Raw genomic sequence first — 21,746 nt, 5'->3', positions numbered from 1 at the left:
CTAGGAATTTGCGGACTTTTTGGCTGCCTTCTTGGCGGTTTTTTTGGCCGGGCGGGGTGGGAACTCGAATCCAACCTTGCCGGTTTTCGGGTCGAGCAGCAGGAAGGCGTCGAATGGGCGCTTCGTGCGTTTGGAGATGAAGCCTTTGATCAGGTCGGTCTTGCCTTCGGTCAGGAGTTTGACGGCCTGTGGCTTTTCGATCTCGCGCTCGAGGATCACCTTTCCGAGGCGCAGGCCGTCCGGATCATTCTTGGTCTTGAAGCCAGGGACGAGGTAGGCCTTTTCAGCGAGGTAGATCTTGGCTTCTTCTCCATTGATGAGCTTTTCGGTGGCGATGACCTGATCCTCGGTCAGGTCGTTGAAGTCATCCTTGTCGCTCTCGTCGAAGACGAAGTTGACCTTGAACTTGTCGTCCAGCTCGAGGGCGGCCTCGAAGGGCTTGTTGAAGCGGCTGCGGAATCCTTCGAGGGGCCCGATGAATTTGGTGGTGAAGAGCTGCTTGGCCTCCTCCTCGGTGAGGGTGCGCCCGGCGATGTGCTTCTTGGCGCGGAACTTGCAGTCGGCCTCGTAGCATTCGTAGGTGGCATCGGTTTGTTTGAGCTTGGGGGCACCGCAGGCGGGGCAGGGGCACTCGACGTCGGGGAAGACCCGGCTTTGGAGTTCTTGGGCGAGGTCCTTGGCTTTGGCGACGATGTCGGTCGTGTAGGCCTTGATTTCGGCCATGAAGGTATCGCGGTCGAGTTGACCGAGTTCCATCTGGCGGAGCTTGTACTCCCAGTCGCCTGTCATCTGCGGCGAGGCGAGACCGTTGATGTCCATTTCGTTCACCACCTTGATGAGGCGCATGCCGTTTCCGGTCACGTGGAGGGGGGAGCGTCCACCGTCACCATCGCGGGCGATGTATTTCTGGCGGATCAGGGTCTCGATGATGGCGGCCCGGGTGGCGGGTGTACCGAGACCGCGCTCGGACATGGCTTCGGCCAGTTCCTCGTCGTCGACGAGTTTGCCGGCGCCTTCCATGGCGGAGAGCAGGGTGGATTCGTTGAAGCGTGCGGGTGGCTTGGTTTCCTCTTCGAGGATCTCGATGGCCTCGGTCTGCGCGGTTTCACCGGGGGAGACGGCGGTCAGGTCATCCTTGCCGGAAGCCACACCGGGTTTCCTTCCGAGCACGGCGAGCCAGCCGGGTTTGACCAGCACGCGGCCTTCGGTCTTGAAGGTATCGACCGTGGCATCGGTGGAGATGCGGGTGAGGCGGGTGGTCTGCTCGAACTCGGCATTGGGGAAGAACACGGCGATGAAGCGCTTCACGATCATGTCGTAGAGCTTCTCTTCCGCTTCGGAGAGTTTGACGACGCGGCCTGTGGGGATGATCGCAAAGTGATCGGTGACCTTGGAGGAGTCGAAGATCCGCTTGTTCATGGTCAGCTTGGCGCCGTCCTGTTCTTCGAGGACCTTGCGGGCGTAGTCCCCGACGGGCAGGCTGGAGTTGGCGATCTCGCTCATGGTCGAGCGGACGGTGGCCATGTAGTCCTCCGGCAGGTAGCGCGAGTCGGTCCGCGGGTAGGTGACCATCTTGTGCTTCTCATACAGAGCCTGGGCGAGCGACAGCGTGCCTTTGGCGGAGAAGGGGGCTTCGCGCTGGAGGGTGGTCAGGTCGTAGAGCTGGGGCGAGCGCTGGGTGGAAGGGCGCTTCTTTTCCTCGATCGTGCCGGTCTTGCCTTCACAGCGGGATTTGATGGCGTCGGCGAGTTCGCGGTCCCAGATGCGTTCGGCCCGACCGTGTGGCTTCGAGGGGTCCCGTTTGAAGGACTCGTCGATCCACTTGCCGAGGTAGTTGCCCGCCTGCACGCCGAAGGTGCCGTGGACTTCGTAGTAGCCTTCGGGCTTGAAGGCCTGGATCTCGGCTTCGCGCTTCGCGAGGATGGCGAGAGTCGGGGTCTGCACGCGGCCGGCGGAGGTGATGTTGAAGCCGCCGTGGCGGGAGCGGAAACAGGTCAGGGCGCGGGTGGCATTCAAGCCCACCAGCCAGTCGGACTCGGAGCGACACCGTGCTGCGTCGGCAAGCGGCTGCATTTCGTCGTCGCTGCGGAGTTTTTCCCAGGCGGAGATGATGGATCCCTGGGTCATCGACTGCATCCACAGGCGCTGGGTGGGCTTGTCGATCTTCCCGATGTCCATGATGTAGCGGAAGATCAATTCACCCTCGCGACCGGCGTCACAGGCATTGACGATCCGGTCGATATCCTTGCGTTTGGCAAGCTTCACGACCTGGCGGAGCCGCGGGGCGGTCTGCTCGATCGGGTCGAGTTCGAAGCGCTTGGGGATGGCGGGGAGGACGTCGAACTTCCAGGGAAGCTTGTTCCCGTTCGGGCCGGTGGGCATCCGCAGTTCGACGAGGTGACCGACGGCCGAAGTGATCACGGCGTCGTCATTTTCGAAGTAGGCGTCGCGTGCCTGCCCCTTCTTCTCGAATTTGCCCATCACCTTGCCCAGCGCTTTGCTGAGATCGGTCATGACGGACGGTTTTTCTGCGATGATCAGTGTCTTACCCATGAAAGTGGTCGCCGTAATGGCGGTGGCGACGGACTAGACGGGCAGGGGGCAACTTGGCAAGGGGATTCGCTGGCGGTGTCCGCAATCCCCGTAGGGGATAAAAAGTCGGGGAAGCGGTCGGCGGTTCGCGGAAACAAGCTCAGCGAATGCGTTTCCCGGACTTCGGATCGATGACGATCGGCCAACCGGGGTAGGGCGAGTTGTCGGGTGCTTCCTTGGCGGGGGAAGCCCAGTAGGGCCAGTTCGCAAGGGTGGCGTGCCCGGTGGACGGACTGTAGGTGATGACGCTGTATCCGACGGCACGATCGAACAAACGGGCGGGCTCGCGGTCGATATCGTGCGGGTTGGCGACGGCGTGCAGGGTGAAGTCATTGCCGAAGGCGTCGGCGAAGTCGCCCAGCCACTTCGGATCGCCCGACCGGCGGTTCTTGCCTTCCGTGGCGGGCATCCAGCGACGAGGCCAGACATTGGCGATGGCGGGCGAGGAGATCCACCATGGGCCGTCGCGGTGGGTTTCAATGCCATACTGTCCCGTCGTGCCGAGGTGCTGGTCACCGGTAATGTGAAGGGCGCCGGCTTCCTTGAGGAGCTTCAGGCCGAGGTCACGCTTTTCCTTGGGCCAGCCATTGGTGTCGAAATCCGGCTTCGGCTCATCGTCGGGCGCGTATTCACCCGGGGCATAGACGGGGAGGGTGGGGACATACTTGTCGTGATGGATGTTCTTTGGAAGCGTCTGGGGAGCGAGCCAAGGCGACTGGGAGATGGCGACGCGGAATTGATGGCCCTCGGCGGGGTTCTTGACCCAGCGGCGCAGGAAGGCTTCCTGGCGGGGCCCAAGGAGTTCGGCATCCGGGTGGGACGATTGGGTGATGGGATCCCAGCGGAGATTGGCGGGCCAGCCATTCTCGATCTCGGCGGCGGGAAGCAGGTCCCGTGGTGCGGACTTGAATTGTCGGTCCGAGAGGATGGCGAGATCGAGCGGGCCGTAGGGGAGCCGGGTGAAGTAGACCGACATTCCGCTGCGGCAGGGTGCTGGGTCGGCGGGTTCAGGAAGGTTTCCGGTTTGGGTTCGGTGGACCGCATTGACGAATTCGACCGACATCTTGTAGCCGCCCGAATCCTGCGCTGTGTTGCCGAAGCCCTTGCTGACGTCGCTGGGGTTACCGCCCGCCCCCCACAGGTTCCCGTGAAACACATCGTGATCATCAGGGATGGTGATGGAGGGGGTGTCGCGGAGGATTTCCCGCCATGTCCAACCATGCATGGCGTATTTCCGGAGGTAGGATTGCAGCGAGCGATCATTTTCGAGCTGGTCGTAGATCAGGCCGTAGCCGCCGACTCCTTCGTAGATCTGGTCGCCGTGGAAGGTGATCAAATCGGGCTTTTGTTCCGCCACATTGGCGACGAGGTCGTTGTGTGGGAAACCGGTCGCATCGTTGCAGGAGAGCGCGGTGTGGACCAGGTCTCGGCCCTTCGGAATGGCCCGGATCGTGCCTTCCCAAGTCTCACCAGCGAGGGTGACCTTGAAGGGGCTGTCCTGGTCGGTTGGGACTTTAAGCACGCGGAAAAGCCCGGTGCGGGAGTTCGGCTCCATGTTGGTGACAATGGGTTGCCGGCCGGGCAGGGTGAGGGTGAGTTCATGCTTGGCGTTGCGGGAAAACGGAGCGCCCTGCACCAAGAGCCGAAGGGTGCCCCGGTTGTCCAAAGTGTAGGTGGTCCACAGGACCGGGCCAAAGGCCCGCTCAGGTCGGGCGATGATCTTCCCGCCATCAAGGGAGACTGCCGAGAAAGCGAAGCGTCCTTCGTCACCCCGTGTTTGGGCGATGGGTTTTCCCGGGCCCTTCCGCGCTTGGGTCAGAGGCTGGGCGGCGGGCATGCGCGTCGTTGCCATCAGAGCCACCAGGCCCTCGAGACGGGAACCGTGAACCGTGCGCACGGCACTCCCGAGTTCGCGCCCGGCTCCGTCCATCGCCCGCAGCGTGCAGCGGTACGAGGCGTCCTCCGCAGGATCCGCCTTGAACTCCAGGTAGACATTTTTGAGGGGCATCTTGAGGGGCGGCGAGTCCGCGACCGGTTCGCCAATGAAAGGTCGCCCCGAAAAATCAATCCCGGCGGCGAGTCCGGCTCCATAGATGGCCGAATCTCGGTAATCTCCGAATTTGCCCTGACGGCCGATTTCGAATCCGACGTAGCCCTCGCCCCGCGTCTCAAAGGAGATTTGGTCGACCACCGTCTTGAGAGTCATCGATTCCCGCTTCGGGCCGACCTCGGCGGTAAGGATGACGACCGAGCGGTTGCCACCGGAAAAACGATTCTCGAGACGACCATCGCGGAGCAGCCAATCTTCCGCCGGATTGCTCCAGAAATCCTTGCCCAGCCACGGACGATCCGTGCGGGGGGTAAGCACGGGCACGACCGAGTCGGCGAGCAGGGTGGTTGGCAAGAGGGCAAGCAGCCAGAGAGCTTTCATGGGCGGAAGCCTAGAGGCTTGCCTCCCGCCATGGCAACTCTGTCGAGGTCTCGAACTCAGACTGCCTTCATCCGGAGAAACCGGGCGTCCCTGAGTCGAAAGTTTGATATGATTCTGCCGATCTTCAATTTTCTCAAATTGCTTCCATTCCGCGCGCGGGAGCCCGAGTGACGGAATCTCCACGCGGCGACGCCCCAGCTGCAGGTGGAGAAATCGCCTAGATCTTGGGAAAAATGAGGTTTGCTTCTTGGTGAATCGAATATTCAAGAAACATTGATAAATAGAGAAGCAAAGTTATTTTGTATTCAGAACCATCTGGTTTTCAGGGTTTTATGTCTTGCTTTGAATCAAGTTTTACATATTTATCAGCACCGTTCACCCACACCCGCATGGTCCAGCCCGTACCCCCCAAGGTCAGGCCTACGGGATTAGAGTTCTCACCCAACCCTATTCCGACATTACCATGAGCCGAGAGGCAATCTCTTCAGGGGCTTTCATTGCGAAGCCACCCGCTGATCGTAGCGATCTCAACCGAATTCTCGACCTGGCCGGACGCCTGATGGATCGGGTCTGTACCGATGAGGATCGGGAGACCGAGGATTACCCGGACAATGTGATCGTGTTTCCCGGTTGCTGAGCGGCGCCCACTTCGCGGGCCCGATTCAGGTGCCCGGAGTGGCGTGGTGTCGGAGCGACCGACCGATCTTTCGAAACCCGTCCGTTGATGGGGTGGGTTTTGCGAAAACGACGGATTCCGATGGAATAAGTTCGGTTCGTGGGTTCTCTGAAGAGTGTCCATGAGCGAATTCGAACAACTGGTTGATGCGCATTACCAAGCGCTCTTCCGATTCGCGGTCTCCCTTTCAAAGAACCGGGAGACTGCAGCTGATCTGGTGCAGCAGACCTTCTGCATCTGGGCGCAGAAAGGGGATCAGCTTCGTGATCGCTCGAAGGCGAAGACGTGGTTGTTCACCACCCTGCATCGGGAGTTCCTGTCCCATGCGCGCCGATCGAAGCGCTTCTCTGATGAGGAACTGACTGAGGCGGTGGCAGGGCGCCTGGATTCCTCCGAGGACGACACCGACCGTCAGATGGACGGTCAACGCGCGGTGGAGTTACTTGGCGACCTCGACGAGACCTTCCGCGCGCCCATCACCCTCTTTTATCTCCAGCAGCACAGCTACAAGGAGATTGCCGCCATTCTCGACATTCCGATTGGAACCGTCATGTCGCGGATCTCCAGAGCGAAGGAGATGCTGCGCAAGCGGATGACCGCTGATCCGCTCAGTGCTCCGAAGAACATTTTACAGATCGAACCCCAAAACCTCGGCAAACATCATGGATAAGGAACAAGCCAGATTTGTTCTCCGCTGTTTCCGGCCGGATGGTGCGGATGCGGATGACAAGGACTTTGCAGCGGCGCTCCAGCTCGCCGCCTCGGATCGCGAACTCGGTGAGTGGCTGGCCGAAGAACGGGCTCAGGATGCCGCATTTTCGTCCGCCTTGGGACGGCTGGAACTGCCGGATGGTCTGCGCGAGGAGATTCTTGCGGGGCTCGCCGTGGCGCAGGGACAGGAGCTGGAAATGGATGCTTACGATGGACAGATGATCGGGGCGCTGGCGCAAATCACGCCTCCGGAAGGATTCCGCCGCGAGATTCTGGCTGCCATGGAGCAGTCGGCCCGACCTGTGGCGAAGCCGTCGCGTTCGTGGTGGCGTTTTGGAGTGCCGATTGCCGCGGCAGCCGGCATTGCGCTCGCCGTTGTGATGACCCGCCCTGACGCCACCACGCTTGGCGAAGGGGATCAGTTGACGGGGCGTGAAACCTACGTCTCTTCAGTGCCGATCTCGCACGTTGAGCAAGAGGCCATCTCGACCCTGACCTCTCCTGGTTTCACTCTGGACCTGAAGAACGCTGACCAGAAGGTGCTGTTCAAATTCATCCGGGAACAGGGGCGTGCGTGCCCGGAAGGCGGAGTGCCACGGGGCCTCGAGGGGATTCCCGGGCTCGGATGCAGGGTGCTCGATGTGGAAGGCAAGTCCGGTGCCATCGTCTGCTTCCGCAAGAGCGATGACGAGGTCGTTCATCTGGTTGTTTTCAGGAAGGGTGATGTGGACTGCTGCGACCTCAAGGAGGCGACCAAGCCTGTCATCGATCAGCATGGCAATTGGGCGGTCGCCCGCTGGCATGATTCGAAGCGGGTCTTCCTGCTCCTGGGAAAGTCCGGGACGGATGACTTGGATAAACTTTTCTAACGGACTGATCGTTTCGCGGCTTCTGGAATTCAATGGGTTTCGCACCGACCGGCAAGGTCGGTGCGTTTTTGTTGGGATCCCGGAGGTTGACCGGGGGGCGATTCTCTGAGCTTTTTGCTTAAGAAAACCTAACTACATGGTCTGTTCAGAGAGAATCCTCATGGGGCCTGGTCCGAGCCGGGTGCCGAATCGCGTCCTGCGTGCCCTGTCAGCACCCACCATCGGGCACCTTGATCCCCAGTTCGTCGAGCTTCTCGATGATACCTGCCTGAAGCTCAGACAGGTATTCCGGACTGAGAATCCCCTGACCTTTCCGGTCTCCGCAACCGGGATGGCGGGCATGGAGTGCGTGGTAAGCAATTTGTTGGAGGCGGGGGATCAGGCGATTGTCTGTGTCAACGGCCTCTTCGGTGGCCGCATGGTGGAGGTGATGGAGCGGCATGGGATCGTGGTCCATCGCCTTGATGCGAAGTGGGGCAGTTCCTTCACCGAGGATGAAGTGGCCGACGTCGTGCATCGGCATCCCCGGGCCAAGGCCCTGGCCATGGTCCATGCCGAGACATCGACCGGAGCCCACCAGCCGTTGGCAGCCATCTCGAAGATGCTCCATGAAGAGGGAATGCTGTTCATCGTCGATGCGGTGACTTCCCTGGGGGGACATCCGGTGGAGGTCGACGAGTGGCACATCGACGCTGTCTACTCGGCGACCCAGAAGTGCCTTTCGTGTCCGCCGGGGCTTGCACCGGTTTCATTCTCTCCGGCCGCGGTTGAAGTGATCGAGCGCCGGAAGCGCCCTGTCGACAACTGGTATTTCGATGTCGGCATGCTCAAGAATTACTACGAAGGGCGTAGCACGCGGGCTTACCACCACACGCCCCCGGTGAACATGATCTTCGCGCTCAACGAGGCGCTTGCGATCATTCTGGAAGAGGGCCTGGAAGCCCGCTTCGAGCGGCATGCGCACATGCACAAGCGGTTGAGGGCGGGACTTGAGGAGATCGGGCTGGAGTATGTGCCCGACCAATCGCTGCACAGCATGAACTGCGTGTGGATTCCCGAGGGCGTGGACGATGCGAAGGTGCGATCCCGCATGCTCGATACCTACGGGATCGAAATTGGAGGAGGGTTGGCTGAGATGGCAGGCAAGGTGTGGAGGATCGGCCTGATGGGGCACTCCGCCACGCAGGCCAACGTCGACCTCGTGCTGGCTGCGCTCGTGGACTGCCTCGAGTAGTGGCCTCGGGTTGCCGTACTGTAGCCTTTGACGCCATGGGCCCGCCCAGTACGGAGAGGTCGCTGGGGAGCGGCCGGGTCGGGCCGTGAGTGTTACTTCTTCTTCCCTGGGCTGCCGGGTCCCCAGCGGGGTTCCATCAGTTCCGCCTCCCAGGCATCCAGTCGGGTCAGCATCGATTGGAGGACTTCGGGCTTCTTGGTGGCGAGATCGGTGCTTTCGCCGATGTCCTCGCTCAGGTTGAAGAGCATGGGCGCCTGTCCTTTGCTGCGTGGGTGGGTGAGCTTCCAGGATCCGAGGCGCATGGCCCGGTCGCCGGTGCTTCCATGTTGCCTCCAGAACAAGGGCCGCTCGGCGAGTTCCTCCTTCCTTCCGGTGAGGTGGCCGAGGATGGAAACGCCATCGAGCTTCCAGGAATCCTCCACGGTGCCTCCGGCCAGTTCGACGAAGGTCGGGGTGAGGTCCAGCGCGATCACCGGATCGCGAACGACGGAACCCGGCTGGATCTTGCCAGGCCAGCGGACCGCGCAAGGGACACGCACGCCCCCTTCATAGAGGGTGCCCTTCTTCCCCTGAAGCGGCGTGTTGTCGGCGCCTGTACCGGTTTGGCCGCCGTTGTCGTTGGTGAAGATCACGACTGTGTCATCTGCAAGGCCTTCAGTCTCCAGGCACTTGAGGATCTTGCCCACGTTGTCGTCGAGTGAGACGATCAGCCCGGCATAGTTCTTCCGCTTCTTTTCATCGATGTGGCCGAGGCGTTTCAGGTCTTCTTCCTTCGGTTGAAGCGGGCCGTGGGGGGAGGTGAATGAGACGAAGAGGTAGAACGGCTTCTCCCTGCTTTCGCGGATGAAGCGGCAGGCGGCATCGCCGAACCGATCGGTGACGTATCCTTCCTCCTTGGTGGGGGTATTGTTCTCAAGGATCACACGGTGGGGCGAAGCCTTGTCCATGGCGTGGTAGGGACGCGACCCCTGCAGGAGTCCATAGAACCAGTCGAAGCCGCGCTTGTTGGGGTGAAATGCTTCCGGATAGCCGAGGTGCCATTTGCCGATCAGACCGGTTCGGTAGCCAAGCTTCTGGAGTCTTTTGCTCCCGAATGTCACGTCCAGAGGAAGCCCGTCCTTGGTGCCGGGGGGCAGGTTGTTGTCGTAGCCGTAGCGTTGCTGATAGACCCCGGTCATCAGGCCGGCTCTGGAAGGCGAGCAGACGCAGCCGCTCATGTAGGCGTCGGTGAAGCGCGCTCCCTCGGTCGCGATGCGGTCGATGTTCGGGGTGAGCTTCTTCATTTCCGGGCGGCACTCGGGCTGGAAGCCGAAATCGGCGTAGCCGGCGTCGTCGGAGTAGAGCACGACGATGTTGGGGGTGCGCGCGGTGGCCAGCGCTCCGGAAAGGGTGCCGAGGATAAGCAGGGGGGAAAGGTGACGGAGAGGTTTCATCTCGGGGAGTGGGTTGATGGCTGGTCGGTTCTCCGACGCGGTCGACGGATCATACATCGCCGGGCCCGAGGATCTTGCGTGAATGGCTGGCGGTCCATGCCCGGAGGCGTGAGGACGATTTCCATTTCCGCAAGGTGGGCTGGAAGCGGATGCTTGTCGGACCGTCGGGGGAGTCCTAGCGTTCCCCTCATGCGCGAATATCCATACCGACACGAGAAGGGGAAACTGCCGCCGACCTTGGCGAAGGTGGAATTTCTCGCGAATGTCGATCAGGCGGCGCTGGACGGCATTCTCTCGAACAGCAGCCTGGTCGAGTTTGATTGCGGCGAGGACATTCTCCAGGAGGGTGAGATCTCGACCGAGTTCTACATTCTCCTGAAGGGAGAGGTGGAGGTGAAGAAGGCCGGGGAGGCCGTGGCCACCCTCGCGCAGTCCGGAGAGATTCTTGGAGAGCTTCGCTCGCTGACCGGCGAGGCCCGCACTGCGACGGTCTCCGCAGCGACCCACTGTTTCCTCCTGAAGGTGAAACAGAACTTCATCGATGGGCTGTCCGAGAGTGAGCGGTCGGCCTACTACATCGTGCTCTATCGCTTCCTCGCCGAGGTGCTGGCCAAACGGCTGGAGGAAACCTCGGCTCGCTTGGCAGCTTTGGAGAAGGACCTGTAAGTCCCAGGATCGGGAACCGCGCAACTTCCATGGAACTTGGGTTCGTGAGTGAATGCCCGTAAGGCGCTCTGCGTACAAACAAAGACCGCCGGCGTCCCACGGCCGGCGGTCAAGTTTGTCAGAAGTCCCACACCCATGGGAAATCGACTGTGCTGTTACCCTTACGGTGAAGCTGCTATTGCAGCGTTCAGAGGGATAGACCCTTCAGCCTTCAAGACGTTCAAAAGAAACGGAAAGTTTTTGTGAATTTCTAGTCAGGCTCGCCAAAGTAGATGGTGGGATTGAGTTGGGGTAAGATCTTAACTGATTGAGAATGAGTTGATTGTGGTAATTCGGTTATCGAGTCAGTCTCTTCAAAACTTTTTACAGGTTTTTTGGGCAGTCCTGGGGAATTGCGGCCGACTGCAATGGGCGAGCGGAGGAGAATCAGCCCTGAAGTTCGGCTTCGATCACGTTCTCGGCGAACGGTTGGTAGGCTTCGCCGACCTGTCGTGCCATGGCGTCGGGGAAGGCGTGGAATCGGCCGTGGACCAAAGCGTCGATGATTGCGTCGGCGACAACCGATGGGGGTTCGCCGTCGGGGAGCCCGGCGCTGTCTGCCATGTCGGTGTTGATGGGGCCGGGGTGCACGCTCACGACCTGGGTGCCTTGGTCCTTGAGAACCTGTTCGAGGCTCTGGGTGATGGAGTAGGAGGCGGCCTTCGAGGCTGAGTAGGTCGCGAAACTACCAAAGGCCTTGAGCGAGGCGACCGAGTTGAGTTGGACGAGGGCGCCACCTCCGTTGTCCTTGAGGATGGGGGCGAAATGCTGGGCGACGCGCATCAGGCCGAGCACGTTGATGTCGGTTTCGAAAATGAAGTTCTCGAAGGCTTCGGCATCGAGAGGGCTGCACACCTTCAGGACACCGCCGTTGTTGATGACGATCTCGACGTCCTGAGCTTCCGCTGCCGCGGCGGAGACGGAGTCTGCGGAACTCAGGTCGAGCGCCAGTGGCACCACCCGCGAGTCCGAGGTATCGATCTCCTCGGGTTTCCTGGCGGTGGCGTAGACTTTGCCGGCTCCTTTGGCGAGGAGCGCCTGAACGATGGCTTTGCCGATGCCGCGGTTGGCTCCGGTGACGAGGGCGACTTGGTTGGTGATGGCGTTGGTTCCCATAACGGGGGACAGCTCGCACGGGAATGCCCGCGGGTCGAATTGGAATGTTCGGGTCTCACGCGGTGACTTGGACGCCGTTTTCGTGGTCTGCAACTTGCGGATTTCGGAATTCCCTGTATCTGACGGTGCATGGGTGAGAGCGAGTTGAAGTTCCTTGAGGCGCAACAGGATGTTTCGGCTCGCCGGATCGCAGTGGCACGCTGGGTCGAGTCGCGCCCGGTTCAGGGGTTCATCATCGGTGTCATTCTCTTCAACTCCGTGCTTCTGGGTCTGAAGACGAACCAGAATCTGATGACGGAGTGGGGTGCATGGCTCGTGGCTCTGGACCGAGCCTGTCTGGTCGTGTTCGTGGCGGAACTCGGCGTCAAGCTGGTTGCCTTCGGGAGGTACTTCTGGCGAAGCGGCTGGAATCTTTTTGATTTCCTCGTCGTCGCCGTCGCCTTGGTGCCCGGTTCGGGTGCCTGGTCCGTGCTGCGTTCGCTGCGGGTCCTTCGGGTGCTGCGCTTGCTGACCGTGGTGCCCTCGCTGCGCAAGGTGGTTGCCGCCTTCATTCATGCGATTCCGGGCCTGTCGAGCGTGATGGCGGTGATGGCGATCTTTTTCTACACGGCCGGGGTGCTGGCCACCCAGCTGTTCGGGGAGAGCTTCCCCGAGTGGTTCGGCTCGCTGGGAAGCAGTCTTTACACCTTGTTCCAGATCATGACGCTCGAAAGTTGGTCGATGGGCATCGTGCGTCCGGTCATGGAAACCCATCCGTGGGCCTGGGCGTTCTTCGTGCCCTTCATCATCGTGGCAACCTTCACCATTCTCAACCTCTTCATCGGCATCATCGTATCGACCATGCAGGAACTCGCACTTGCGCCGGAAGTGGGGACGACGGATCCCGAGGTGCGCAAGTTGCTTGAGAACATCGACCGGGATCTCCGGTCGCTGCGGGCAAAAATCGAGGAGGGTCCTCCCCGGTAGCTTGGTCCCAAGGGGGGTGGAGTTCATTCCGTGCGACCGTGGGGTGTCGTGCTGGATGAGGCTGGAGGTTCGGTTTTCCGGGGTGGATCCGGCACGCGACCTGCTGGGTATTAGAATGTCATGAATAACACGATATGAAATGCGCGAATTTGTTGGCGTTCTATGGAAAAGGTGACATCGTGTTCATGTGTCAGGCGCGCCCCAGAAAGCGGCGTCTTTCCTCAATAGTCCGATGAAACGCTTCCAGAAAATTCTCGTTCCCCTCCAGTTCGTCGAGTCCGATCGGGCGGTCATCACGATGGTCTCCCATCTCGCCCGTTGGTCGGAACCCTCTTCGATCACCTTCTGTCATTTCAGCCCGAAGGTGGACATTCCGGAGAGCCTGATGGAGAGCCATCCGTGGCTCCTGGAGCCCATCGACGAGAAGGCGCGTGAGCGGATGGAGAAGGCGGTGCTTGAGACCGGGCTTTTCCCGGACCCGTCAATCATCGACTTCCATGTCGAGGAGGCGAATCCGGTCTCCCGGTCGCTGGAACTGGTGATCGAGAAGGACTGTGACCTGCTGGTCACCGGTTCGGAGCGTTCAGACATCGCGGTGCGGTTGGCGCGCAAGGCTCCATGCTCGGTGTGCGTCGTTCCTGCAGCGATCCCTGAGGAGATCAGGACCACGATGGTGGCCACCGATTTTTCGGAGTATTCACGCCAGGCGTTCGAGATCGGGTCAGCCCTGTCGAGGGTGATCGGTAGTGGGGGGCCGAAGCTTGTTTACGTCAGTCAGATCCATAAGGGCCACCGATGGGGCATCCTGCCGAAGGATGAGATCGTGAAGGCGAACGAGAAGTATGCGAGGTCGAAGATGGCGGAATTCTGTGAAAGTCTCGACCCTCCGCCGGCGGAGGAGCAGAGGGTGATCCACCATCATGAGTCCGTGCCATTTGGAGTCTTGGACTACGTCAATCAGAACGGAATCGACTGCATTGTGGCGGGTTGTCGAGGTCGTGATGCGCTTTCTGCGGTCCTGTTGGGGAGCGTGGTGGAGCAGATCCTCGAGAGTTCGACCGTGCCGGTCCTTGCGGTGAAGGCCAAGGGGACGGGCCGGGGCTTCCTCGAATCCATTCTTGGGATCGGCGAGTAGCGTGACCTTCTGATGTCTCTTGATCTTCCCATTTTGTTGACGCTGCTTCTGGCAGTGGCGTCACCGTGGTGGTTTGCGGCCAGCAGAACCACTTTCCTCATCGTTGGAGGACTCCTTCACGGCGGCCATTTGCTCTACTACCTCGGGCAATTGGCGGCTGTGAGTGGAGGCGGTGATGCTCCTGTCCGGCAATCCAGCGAGTGGTTTCCAACGGATCTGATCGCATGGAGTTTCTCGGGGACTCCATGGTCCCTGCTCTTCGCGGTGATGATCACGGGCATCGGCCTGCTCATCTTCCTCTATGCGGTGGGCTATTTCGGTTCCTCTGCGAAGGCGAGCCGCTTCTTCGCCCCGTTGCTGGCTTTCGAAGCTGCCATGCTGGGACTCGTGCTGGCGGATGACAGCGTGCTGCTGTTCCTCTTCTGGGAGCTGACCAGCATCACATCCTTCTTCCTGATTGGCTTCAACCACGAGGATGGCAAAGCGCGATGGAATGCCCTGCAGGCCTTGTTGATCACCGGGCTTGGCGGGGTGGCGATGCTGGCCGGCTTCCTGATGCTCGGGAGCGAGTGGGGCACCTTGTCGCTGACCGACTGGAGGGCCGAGATTGCGGCCGGTTCGCTTCCTTCGATGGCACCGCTGATCCTGATTTTGCTCGGCGCCATGACCAAGTCGGCGGTTTTCCCGTTCTTCTTCTGGCTGCCGAATGCGATGAGCGCGCCCACACCCGTCAGCGGATTTCTTCATTCGGCGACCATGGTGAAGGCCGGCATCTATCTGATTGGTGCGTTGCATCCCTTGTTCGCCACGTCCCCTGCAATCCTCGGAACCCTGGTTGTGACGGGATCGATCACGGCGCTGACCGGTTTGATTCTGGGGTGGGTGCAGACGGATCTGAAGAAGATCCTCGCCTACACCACACTGAGCATTCTCGGGATGCTTGCGCTTCTGTTGGGCCTTGGAACTCCCGAGGCCTTGAAGGCGGCGGTTCTCGTGATGCTTGGTCACGCGTGCTACAAGGCCGGGCTGTTCATGGCGGCGGGTGCCATCGACAAGGCGGCCGGGACTCGAGATGTGCGGGAACTCGGAGGCCTCCGCGCGGTGCTTCCCGTGCTCGCGGTGAGCAGCTTCGTGCTCGCACTCTCGAAGGCGGGCTTCCCACCATCGCTGGGATTCGTGGGGAAGGAATACGTCTACAAGTTCGGCTTTGGCGGCCCCGTCCTTGCTCAAGCCCTGCTGGTCTTTCTCTTCATCATCAACCTCGGTTTGATGGCGCTGGCACTCCGGGTGGCCTTCACTCCGTTCCGCGGGGAAGCAAAGATGGTCCCCGGGTCGGTGAAGAAACTGAACGGCCTCATGATGGCCGGGCCTGTTGCCCTGGCTGTGGCCGGCCTCGTGCTTGGTGTGCTCTCACCCCAACTGCTCACTCCGGTGGTGGGGGCGGCCGTGTCCCAGATCCATGGAGCTCCCGTGGATCTGGTCATCAAACTGTGGCACGGGGTGAACCCGGCGTTCCTGCTCAGTCTTGCGACGCTCGCAAGCGGTTGGTTCCTCTATCAGAAATGGCCTTCCCACGGGAATCCCAACCTCGCTGCCCGCGCTCTGGGCGGATTTGAGTCGTTCTACAAGCTCTGCTTCGACGGCCTGATGAAGGGTTCGTCGATGCTCACCTCCCACCTTCAGAACGGCGACCTTCGCAGTTACCTCCGCTGGTTCTTCGCAGCGGTGCTGCTGTTGGTCGGGGCCAAGTGGTGGATGTCCGGGTTTCCAGCGATCTCATTGCCCGGGGGGGCGGATGAGGTGCCATGGATCGAATGGGCGCTGGTGCCTGCACTCGCGGTGTTCCTGTGGGTGACCGTGACGACGAGCTCACGGATCTTCGCCCTGCTTTCACTCGCGGTGGTCGGGCTCGCGATCGCATTCGTCTTCGCCCGCCTGGGGGCGCCGGACGTGGCCCTGACCTTGCTGTTGGTGGAAACATTCACCGTGATCCTCTTCATGCGGATCGTTGGTGGTCTGCCGCAGCTGCGCAACATCGCTCCTCCCCGCGAGCGTCTGCTGGACATCCTGCTCGCCGGCGGTATGGGGCTGATGATGACTCTGCTGGCACTGAAGGTTGCTGCGGTTCAGACCCATCCCTCGATTTCCAATACCCTTGCCGACTGGTCCTACCCGCTCGCGAAGGGGAAGAACGTGGTCAACGTGATCCTGGTCGATTTCCGGGCTCTGGACACCTTGGGAGAGATCGTGGTGGTCACGATCGCCGCCGTGGGTGTGCGCCTGCTTTGGAAGAACAGCCGGGCGTCCGAGAAGTCCCAACCTCCCAGCCAGACGCCATGAACTCGCAACTCCTTCAAATTGCCGCCCGTTTCCTGTCCTGGCCGCTGGTGATCGTGTCGCTGTGGTTGCTGTATCGGGGGCACAACCTGCCCGGTGGAGGTTTCATCGGTGGGCTGCTAGCCGCTTCCGCCTTCATGTTGTTCGACCTATCCGGAGCAGATCGTTCCAAGGCCGGGGTGTTTTCCGTGTCGCCCTTCGTGTTGATGCCGCTGGGTCTTGGTCTTGCCGTCCTCAGTGCCCTGCCGGGGCTGTTCGGTGCAGGCTTCATGACGGGGGCATGGCTCCCGGGATTCGAACTGCCCTTGCTCGGCAAGGTGCATCTGGGAACGCCGCTGGTTTTTGATGTGGGCGTCTATTTCACCGTGATCGGCTTCATTCTCCTGCTGGCTGACACCCTCAACGAAAAGGAATCATGACGACAGCGCTCGCCATTCTGATCGGTCTCCTGTTTGCCGCTGCGACTTATTGTCTGCTGCGTCGCAACCTGATGCGGGTGCTCATCGGCATCCTGCTGCTGAGCCATGCCGTGAATCTGCTCCTGATGTCGGCCTCGGCACCTCTCACGCGGAACCCTGCGATCCTTGGTCCCGACGGTCAACCGACTCCGGGGATGGCGGATCCGCTTCCGCAGGCGCTGGTTCTTACCGCCATCGTGATCGGGTTCGGCTTGAGTGTGTTTACCCTCGTGCTTGCCCGTTCCTGTTTCCGCGGGAAGGCCATCGATGACGTGAGGGATCTCGGAAAGGAGGACGGGTCATGAACGACCTGCTCGTCATTTCCCCGATCCTGGTCCCTTTGATCACGGTGATCGCGTGTCTGCTTCCCGGCCTGAGCCGCCGGGCGTCCGACACGGTTTCACTGTTTTCGGCCTTCGTGCTCGTGGCTGCCTGCGTGGGACTTTTGGTGCAAGTGGCTTCCCACGGGACACTCACACTTCGCGCTGGTTCGTGGGCGCCACCCTTCGGGATCGTGCTGGTAGCCGACACCCTGTCCGTGCTGATGCTGGCGATCAGCTCGATCGTGGCACTCGCCGTCCTGATCTATGGTGTGCGGGGAGGGGAAGAGGACAGCAGTCCCGGGCACCTGCACGTGCTGATTCATGGTCTGATGCTGGGGGTGAACGGCTCGTTCCTGACGGGGGATCTGTTCAACCTTTATGTCTGGTTCGAGGTCATGCTGATCTCGTCATTCATCCTCATGGTGCGGGAAGGGAAGCGCTCCCAGTTGCCGGGTGGGCTGAGTTATGTGTTGCTGAATCTTCTCGCTTCCGCGCTGTTCTTGAGCGGTGCGGGGCTGATCTATGGCAAGCTGGGCACGCTGAATCTGGCGGACATGGCTTCCAAGCTCGGGGCGCTCGAGGACCCGGATCTGGTCAATACGTCAGGTGCATTGATCTTCGTGGCGTTTGCTGCGAAGGCGGCGCTGTTCCCGTTCCACTTCTGGCTTCCTGCCTCTTACCACCGCGCGGCCCCGGCCATCTCGGCCTTGTTTGCCGGTCTGCTGACCAAGGTGGGAGTCTATGCGCTTCTGCGTCTGTTCACGCTCGTGTTCACGCCTGACAATGGTTTTTCCAGCACACTCATCCTCTACTTCTCCATGGCGACGATGGTCATCGGAGTGCTCGGAGCGGTGGCCCAGTATCACATCCGGCGCTTGCTCGCCTTCCACATCATCTCGCAGATCGGCTACATGACGGCGGGGCTCGCACTGGGTGGGGAGCTGGCACTTGCCGCGGTGATTTTTTACGTGATCCATCACATCGCGGTGAAGTCCACGCTGTTTCTTGTCGGCGGGGTGCTGGAGGCCCGGACCGGCACGGCGGACATCCGTCAGCATGGAGGCTTCTACAAGAGCTCCCCGCTGCTCGCGCTCTGTTTCCTGATTCCTGCGTTCTCGCTGGGCGGGATCCCTCCGCTGTCGGGGTTCTGGGCCAAGCTCAACCTGCTGCAGGCCGGCGTGGAAACCGAGCACTGGCTGTTCATCGGCACCGCTCTGGTCGTGGGCATCCTGACGCTCTTCTCGATGATCAAGATCTGGAACGAATCCTTCTGGAAGGCGCCGCCCGAAGGCATGGAGGCGGATCGGCCACTTTCCGGCCGGCCCTATCCGGCCATGCTCCTGCTGTGCGTCCTGACTCTGGTCTTCTCGCTGGGTGGAGCGTTCGTCTTCAAGCTGGCGAAACAAGCAGCCACCGAACTCTGTGATCCGTCCGGGTACCTGAATGCGGTCTTGAAAGGGGGTGCGCTGTGAATCCGCTGGCGAAAGTCTTCGGTTGGACCCGTTTCGCCGGATTCTATCTGGGGGAGGTCATGAAATCCAACCTGCTGATCGCGTGGGACGTGCTGACGCCGACCGACAAGACACGGGCCGGGATCATCGCGCTGGATCTCCCCGAACGTCTGGGAGATGGCCAGATCCTCCTCATTTCCAACCTGATCACCATGACCCCGGGCTCGCTCAGTCTTGAGCTCTCGCCGGATCGTCGGACCCTCCTGATCCATGTGCTTTATCTGGATGAGGATGTCGAAGTCACCCGCAACCACCTGCAACAAAACTATGTCGAACGTGTCCTCAAACTCGGTTGAAGCCCTGCCTGCGCCCGTGATCTGGATCGCCGCGACGATGATCGGGATTGCTGTGGTGTGCACCTTGATCCGCATCCTGCGTGGACCGACATCGCCAGATCGGATCGTGGCGGTCGACCTGCTTGCCAGTCTGGTGATGGCCGGTCTGTTGATTTCCGGGATCACTTCGGACAATCCGTTCTACCTGCAGATCACGCTTGGGTTTGCCGTGATCCTGTTTCTTGGAACGGTGGCGCTTTCCCGCTACCTCGACCGACCACGACCATGATCACGATTCTTGCTTCCATTCTGCTTCTCGCGGGCTGCTTCTTCTGCCTGCTGTCGGCTGTCGGCTGTCTGCGCATGAAGGATACCTATGCGCGCATGCACGTGGCGACGAAGGCGGTGGCTTTCGGCGGCACGATGATCGTGGTCAGTCACGCGATGATCCATCCCCAACCCGCCAGCTTCATCTTCGGGATGCTGATCATCGGCTTCTTCTACATGACGCTTCCGCTTGCCGGGCATGTGCTGGGGCGCACGACCTATCGACGCGGGATCGAGCCGGCGAAGCCATTCGTGGTGGATGAGTCGGGTGACCTTCTGCAGCGCCACAGGTAGCGGTGGCGCCCGCGCCGTGGATGATGGCGGTTTTGATGTCCTGAACTACGATTTAAATAGTAGATGGGCGGCGATGGAGACGCCGACCAGGCCGACGATGGCGCGCACGGCCTTGGCGGGGATTTTCTGGGAGAAATGCCCGCCGAGGAAGTAGCCGGGCACCGAACCTGCGAGGAGGATGAGGGCCAGTCTGCCATCGAACGAGCCGGACAGGAGGAAGAAGACCATGGCGGCGGTGTTGCACAGCAGTCCGAGCACGTTCTTGAGGGCGTTCATGCGGTGGACGTCGCGCAGACCGATGACGCTGAGGCCTGCGAGCATCATGATGCCGATGCCCGCGCCGAAGTATCCGCCGTAGATGGCCACGCCGGATTGGAAGGCGATGCCGAGACGGGTGGGCTTTTCGGGTTCCCTTGAGTTGGCGTGGTCGCCGGCCCAGCGCTTGATGGGTTCGTTCAGGAGGAAAAGCAGGGTGGCTCCGAGAATGAGCCATGGGACCGAGCGCTCGAAGACGGACTCCGGGAGGTAGAGGAGCAGTGCGGCGCCCAACAGGCCACCGATGAGCGAAACGATTCCGAGAGGCAGGATCCAGTGTTTGACTTCCTTGAGCCGCTTGCGGAAGGCCCAGACGGATCCGGGCATGCCGAAGTAGAGGGCGACGGTCGAGGTGGTGTTCGCGAGCACCGGCGGGAGCCCGGCCGCAAGCAGGGCGGGAAAGGTGAGCATCGTCCCGCCGCCGGCAATGGCATTGATGGCTCCGGCCAGCAGGCCGGAGAGCAGCACGATCCATTCGGGCGCGGTGAGCATGGCCCACTTCGCCTCCGTTGGTGGCTTGTGCCAAGTCCGGATTCCGCCGGGTGGTTGCTTCTGCTAGAAGAACAGCGCGCTGAGGAGCGTGAGCAGGACCGCGAAGAGGAGGTTGAGGGCGAGGCCGATCCGGAGCATGGTCCGCTGGCGGACGAGGCCGGAGCCGAAGACGATGGCATTGGGCGGCGTGGCGATCGGCAGCATGAATGCGCAGGATGCCGCGAGGGTGAGGGGGAGGACGATCTGTTCGACGGAGACGCCGAGGTCGATGGCAACGGCGGCAAAGATGGGGACAAGGAGCGCGGTGCTGGCGGTATTGCTGGAAAGCTCGGTGAGGAAGATCATGAAGAGCACGACGGCCCCGACGAGCAGGAAGACCGGCCACCCTTCGGCGAGATGCTGGATTTGCCGGGCGAGGAACAGACTCGCGCCGGTGACCTCGAGTACCTTGCTCAGGCAGATGCCTCCGCCAAAGAGGAGAAGGACTCCCCAATCCGTCGTGCGGTCGATGTCCTTCCAGTCGACGAGGCGGCAGGTGGCCAGCATGAGCAGGGCGGAGATGGCAATGAGTGTATCGAAGGATTTTTCGATGCCGAAGAAGCCGGATAGCTTGCTGCTGAACAACCAACCGGTGATGGCGAGAACGAAGATGCCGAGGGTGGCCAGGCGTGGGCCGGTGAAGGCGAACGGAGTGGATGTCACCTGGAACCTCGGCACTTTTCCGGGTCGGGCAAGGATGCGGAGTGTGACGAAGAGGACGGGAAGGAGAAGCGCGACGCAGGGGAGGCCGATGTGGAGCCATTCGGTGAAACCGATCTTGAGGTTGGCTGCGGCAATTGCGTTCGGTGGCGTGCCGATCAAGGTGCCGATGCCACCGATGCTTGCGGAGTAAGCGATGCCGAGGAGCAGGTAGGGGGCGATGCGTGCCATCGAGGCTTCATCACACTGGGACCTGAGGCTGGCGATGATCCCGATGGCCACGGGGAGGAGCAGTGCCACGGTGGCGGTATTGGAGATCCACATCGAGAGCACCGCGGAGACGAGAAAGAGGGCGATGGTGGTGGTGTGGAAGTGACCCCGTCCGAGCTGGAGGATGCGTCCGGCAAGCCAGCGGTCGAGTTCCTGCCGGGAGAGGGCCGCAGCCAACCCGAAGCCGCCGAGGAAGAGGTAGATCAGCGGATGGGCGAAGCCTGCGAAGCTGGCGGTGACATCAAGGCTTCCCGTCAACGAGGCGACCACGGGGACCAGAACGGCGGTGAGGGCGAGTGGAAGTGCCTCGCTCAGCCAGAGCGTCGCGGCGAGGACGAGGATGGCGATCCCGGTCCGGACTTCGTGCGCGGTTTGGTCGGCCGGCAGGTCGTCGACCGGCAGCCAGCGACGAATGGTGAAGAAGAGGATGAAGGCGAACAGCACCACCCCGATCTTTCCCCACGGGTGTGGAAATTGCAGGGGAGCATGGGACTCCCTGACGAGGGTCTCCTTGTGCCGTTTCACGACGCTTGCATGCCATCACATCGATCTGCGGTTCCCAAGTGAACTCTAACTC

Annotated in this window: 20 protein-coding genes; 14 read left to right on the top strand and 6 right to left on the bottom strand. The window is 61.1% G+C overall.

Translation table 11 applies throughout. The annotated features are described in order from the left end of the window. Both topB and JIN81_RS05810 read right to left on the bottom strand, forming a co-directional pair. On the bottom strand, positions 1–2,553 hold the full coding sequence (gene topB, locus JIN81_RS05815) for a DNA topoisomerase III (protein ID WP_200277561.1): 2,553 nt from the start codon (positions 2,551–2,553) through the stop codon (positions 1–3). A 139-nt stretch (positions 2,554–2,692) separates the two neighbouring features. Beyond that, positions 2,693–5,023: an alkaline phosphatase D family protein gene (locus tag JIN81_RS05810; RefSeq protein ID WP_200277560.1), complete on the bottom strand. Its 2,331-nt coding sequence runs from the start codon at positions 5,021–5,023 to the stop codon at positions 2,693–2,695. 463 nt (positions 5,024–5,486) lie between these two features. Between JIN81_RS05810 and JIN81_RS05805 the strand changes: the two genes are divergently transcribed. From JIN81_RS05805 to JIN81_RS05790, 4 genes are all read left to right on the top strand, one after another. Then, a complete protein-coding gene (locus tag JIN81_RS05805; RefSeq protein ID WP_200277559.1) occupies positions 5,487–5,660 on the top strand; it encodes a hypothetical protein in 174 nt (57 codons plus the stop codon). A gap of 160 nt (positions 5,661–5,820) precedes the next feature. Then, positions 5,821–6,369 (top strand): RNA polymerase sigma factor, encoded by a 549-nt coding sequence (locus tag JIN81_RS05800; RefSeq protein WP_200277558.1) that lies wholly within the window; start codon positions 5,821–5,823, stop codon positions 6,367–6,369. After that, on the top strand, positions 6,362–7,279 hold the full coding sequence (locus tag JIN81_RS05795; RefSeq protein WP_200277557.1) for a hypothetical protein: 918 nt from the start codon (positions 6,362–6,364) through the stop codon (positions 7,277–7,279). Before JIN81_RS05800 ends, JIN81_RS05795 begins: the two co-directional genes overlap by 8 nt. Positions 7,280–7,439: 160 nt before the next feature. Next, the gene (locus JIN81_RS05790; protein ID WP_234044510.1) at positions 7,440–8,513 is read left to right on the top strand and encodes a pyridoxal-phosphate-dependent aminotransferase family protein; all 1,074 of its coding nucleotides are present in this window, start codon (positions 7,440–7,442) and stop codon (positions 8,511–8,513) included. 92 nt (positions 8,514–8,605) lie between these two features. Here JIN81_RS05790 and JIN81_RS05785 read toward each other — a convergent pair whose 3' ends face one another. Continuing rightward, positions 8,606–9,946, bottom strand: a complete 1,341-nt coding sequence (locus JIN81_RS05785; protein ID WP_200277553.1) for a sulfatase-like hydrolase/transferase — start codon at positions 9,944–9,946, stop codon at positions 8,606–8,608. 189 nt (positions 9,947–10,135) lie between these two features. Here JIN81_RS05785 and JIN81_RS05780 point away from each other — a divergent pair, with 189 nt between their 5' ends. Next, positions 10,136–10,612 carry a Crp/Fnr family transcriptional regulator gene (locus JIN81_RS05780; protein ID WP_200277551.1) on the top strand — a complete coding sequence of 159 codons (477 nt, stop codon included), beginning with the start codon at positions 10,136–10,138 and terminating at the stop codon, positions 10,610–10,612. Positions 10,613–11,038: 426 nt separating this feature from the next. On the opposite strand, the gene JIN81_RS05775 is transcribed toward JIN81_RS05780, so the two are convergent. Beyond that, complete coding sequence (locus JIN81_RS05775; RefSeq protein ID WP_200277549.1) at positions 11,039–11,767, bottom strand: SDR family oxidoreductase; 729 nt, start codon at positions 11,765–11,767, stop codon at positions 11,039–11,041. A gap of 129 nt (positions 11,768–11,896) precedes the next feature. On the opposite strand from JIN81_RS05775, the gene JIN81_RS05770 reads away from it, so the two are divergent. The 9 genes from JIN81_RS05770 (at position 11,897) to mnhG (ending at position 19,393) form a co-directional block, all read left to right on the top strand. Continuing rightward, positions 11,897–12,733, top strand: a complete 837-nt coding sequence (locus JIN81_RS05770; RefSeq protein ID WP_200277547.1) for an ion transporter — start codon at positions 11,897–11,899, stop codon at positions 12,731–12,733. Between the two features lie 232 nt (positions 12,734–12,965). Continuing rightward, the gene (locus JIN81_RS05765) at positions 12,966–13,868 is read left to right on the top strand and encodes a universal stress protein (protein ID WP_200277545.1); all 903 of its coding nucleotides are present in this window, start codon (positions 12,966–12,968) and stop codon (positions 13,866–13,868) included. 12 nt (positions 13,869–13,880) lie between these two features. Beyond that, positions 13,881–16,208, top strand: a complete 2,328-nt coding sequence (gene mbhE, locus JIN81_RS05760) for a hydrogen gas-evolving membrane-bound hydrogenase subunit E (protein WP_200277543.1) — start codon at positions 13,881–13,883, stop codon at positions 16,206–16,208. Next, positions 16,205–16,624 carry an MnhB domain-containing protein gene (locus JIN81_RS05755; protein WP_200277541.1) on the top strand — a complete coding sequence of 140 codons (420 nt, stop codon included), beginning with the start codon at positions 16,205–16,207 and terminating at the stop codon, positions 16,622–16,624. The genes mbhE and JIN81_RS05755 overlap by 4 nt, the downstream gene beginning before the upstream one ends. Further along, entirely contained in the window at positions 16,621–16,968 is a 348-nt protein-coding gene (locus JIN81_RS05750) for a sodium:proton antiporter (protein WP_200277539.1), read from the top strand. Before JIN81_RS05755 ends, JIN81_RS05750 begins: the two co-directional genes overlap by 4 nt. Beyond that, positions 16,965–18,458 (top strand): proton-conducting transporter transmembrane domain-containing protein, encoded by a 1,494-nt coding sequence (locus tag JIN81_RS05745; protein WP_200277537.1) that lies wholly within the window; start codon positions 16,965–16,967, stop codon positions 18,456–18,458. Before JIN81_RS05750 ends, JIN81_RS05745 begins: the two co-directional genes overlap by 4 nt. 59 nt (positions 18,459–18,517) lie before the next feature. After that, positions 18,518–18,793 carry a Na+/H+ antiporter subunit E gene (locus JIN81_RS05740; RefSeq protein WP_234044509.1) on the top strand — a complete coding sequence of 92 codons (276 nt, stop codon included), beginning with the start codon at positions 18,518–18,520 and terminating at the stop codon, positions 18,791–18,793. Further along, positions 18,774–19,061, top strand: a complete 288-nt coding sequence (locus tag JIN81_RS19280) for an MrpF/PhaF family protein (RefSeq protein ID WP_200277533.1) — start codon at positions 18,774–18,776, stop codon at positions 19,059–19,061. The genes JIN81_RS05740 and JIN81_RS19280 overlap by 20 nt, the downstream gene beginning before the upstream one ends. After that, a complete protein-coding gene (gene mnhG, locus JIN81_RS05730) occupies positions 19,058–19,393 on the top strand; it encodes a monovalent cation/H(+) antiporter subunit G (protein WP_200277531.1) in 336 nt (111 codons plus the stop codon). Before JIN81_RS19280 ends, mnhG begins: the two co-directional genes overlap by 4 nt. A gap of 45 nt (positions 19,394–19,438) precedes the next feature. Here mnhG and JIN81_RS05725 read toward each other — a convergent pair whose 3' ends face one another. Both JIN81_RS05725 and JIN81_RS05720 read right to left on the bottom strand, forming a co-directional pair. After that, positions 19,439–20,200: a sulfite exporter TauE/SafE family protein gene (locus JIN81_RS05725; protein ID WP_200277529.1), complete on the bottom strand. Its 762-nt coding sequence runs from the start codon at positions 20,198–20,200 to the stop codon at positions 19,439–19,441. Positions 20,201–20,263: 63 nt separating this feature from the next. Further along, positions 20,264–21,694, bottom strand: a complete 1,431-nt coding sequence (locus tag JIN81_RS05720; RefSeq protein ID WP_200277528.1) for an SLC13 family permease — start codon at positions 21,692–21,694, stop codon at positions 20,264–20,266. Positions 21,695–21,746: the final 52 nt, after the last annotated feature.

The organism is Haloferula rosea (assembly GCF_016595525.1).
Lineage (GTDB): Bacteria > Verrucomicrobiota > Verrucomicrobiia > Verrucomicrobiales > Akkermansiaceae > Haloferula > Haloferula rosea.
This window is presented reverse-complemented; position numbering and strand designations above follow the sequence as displayed.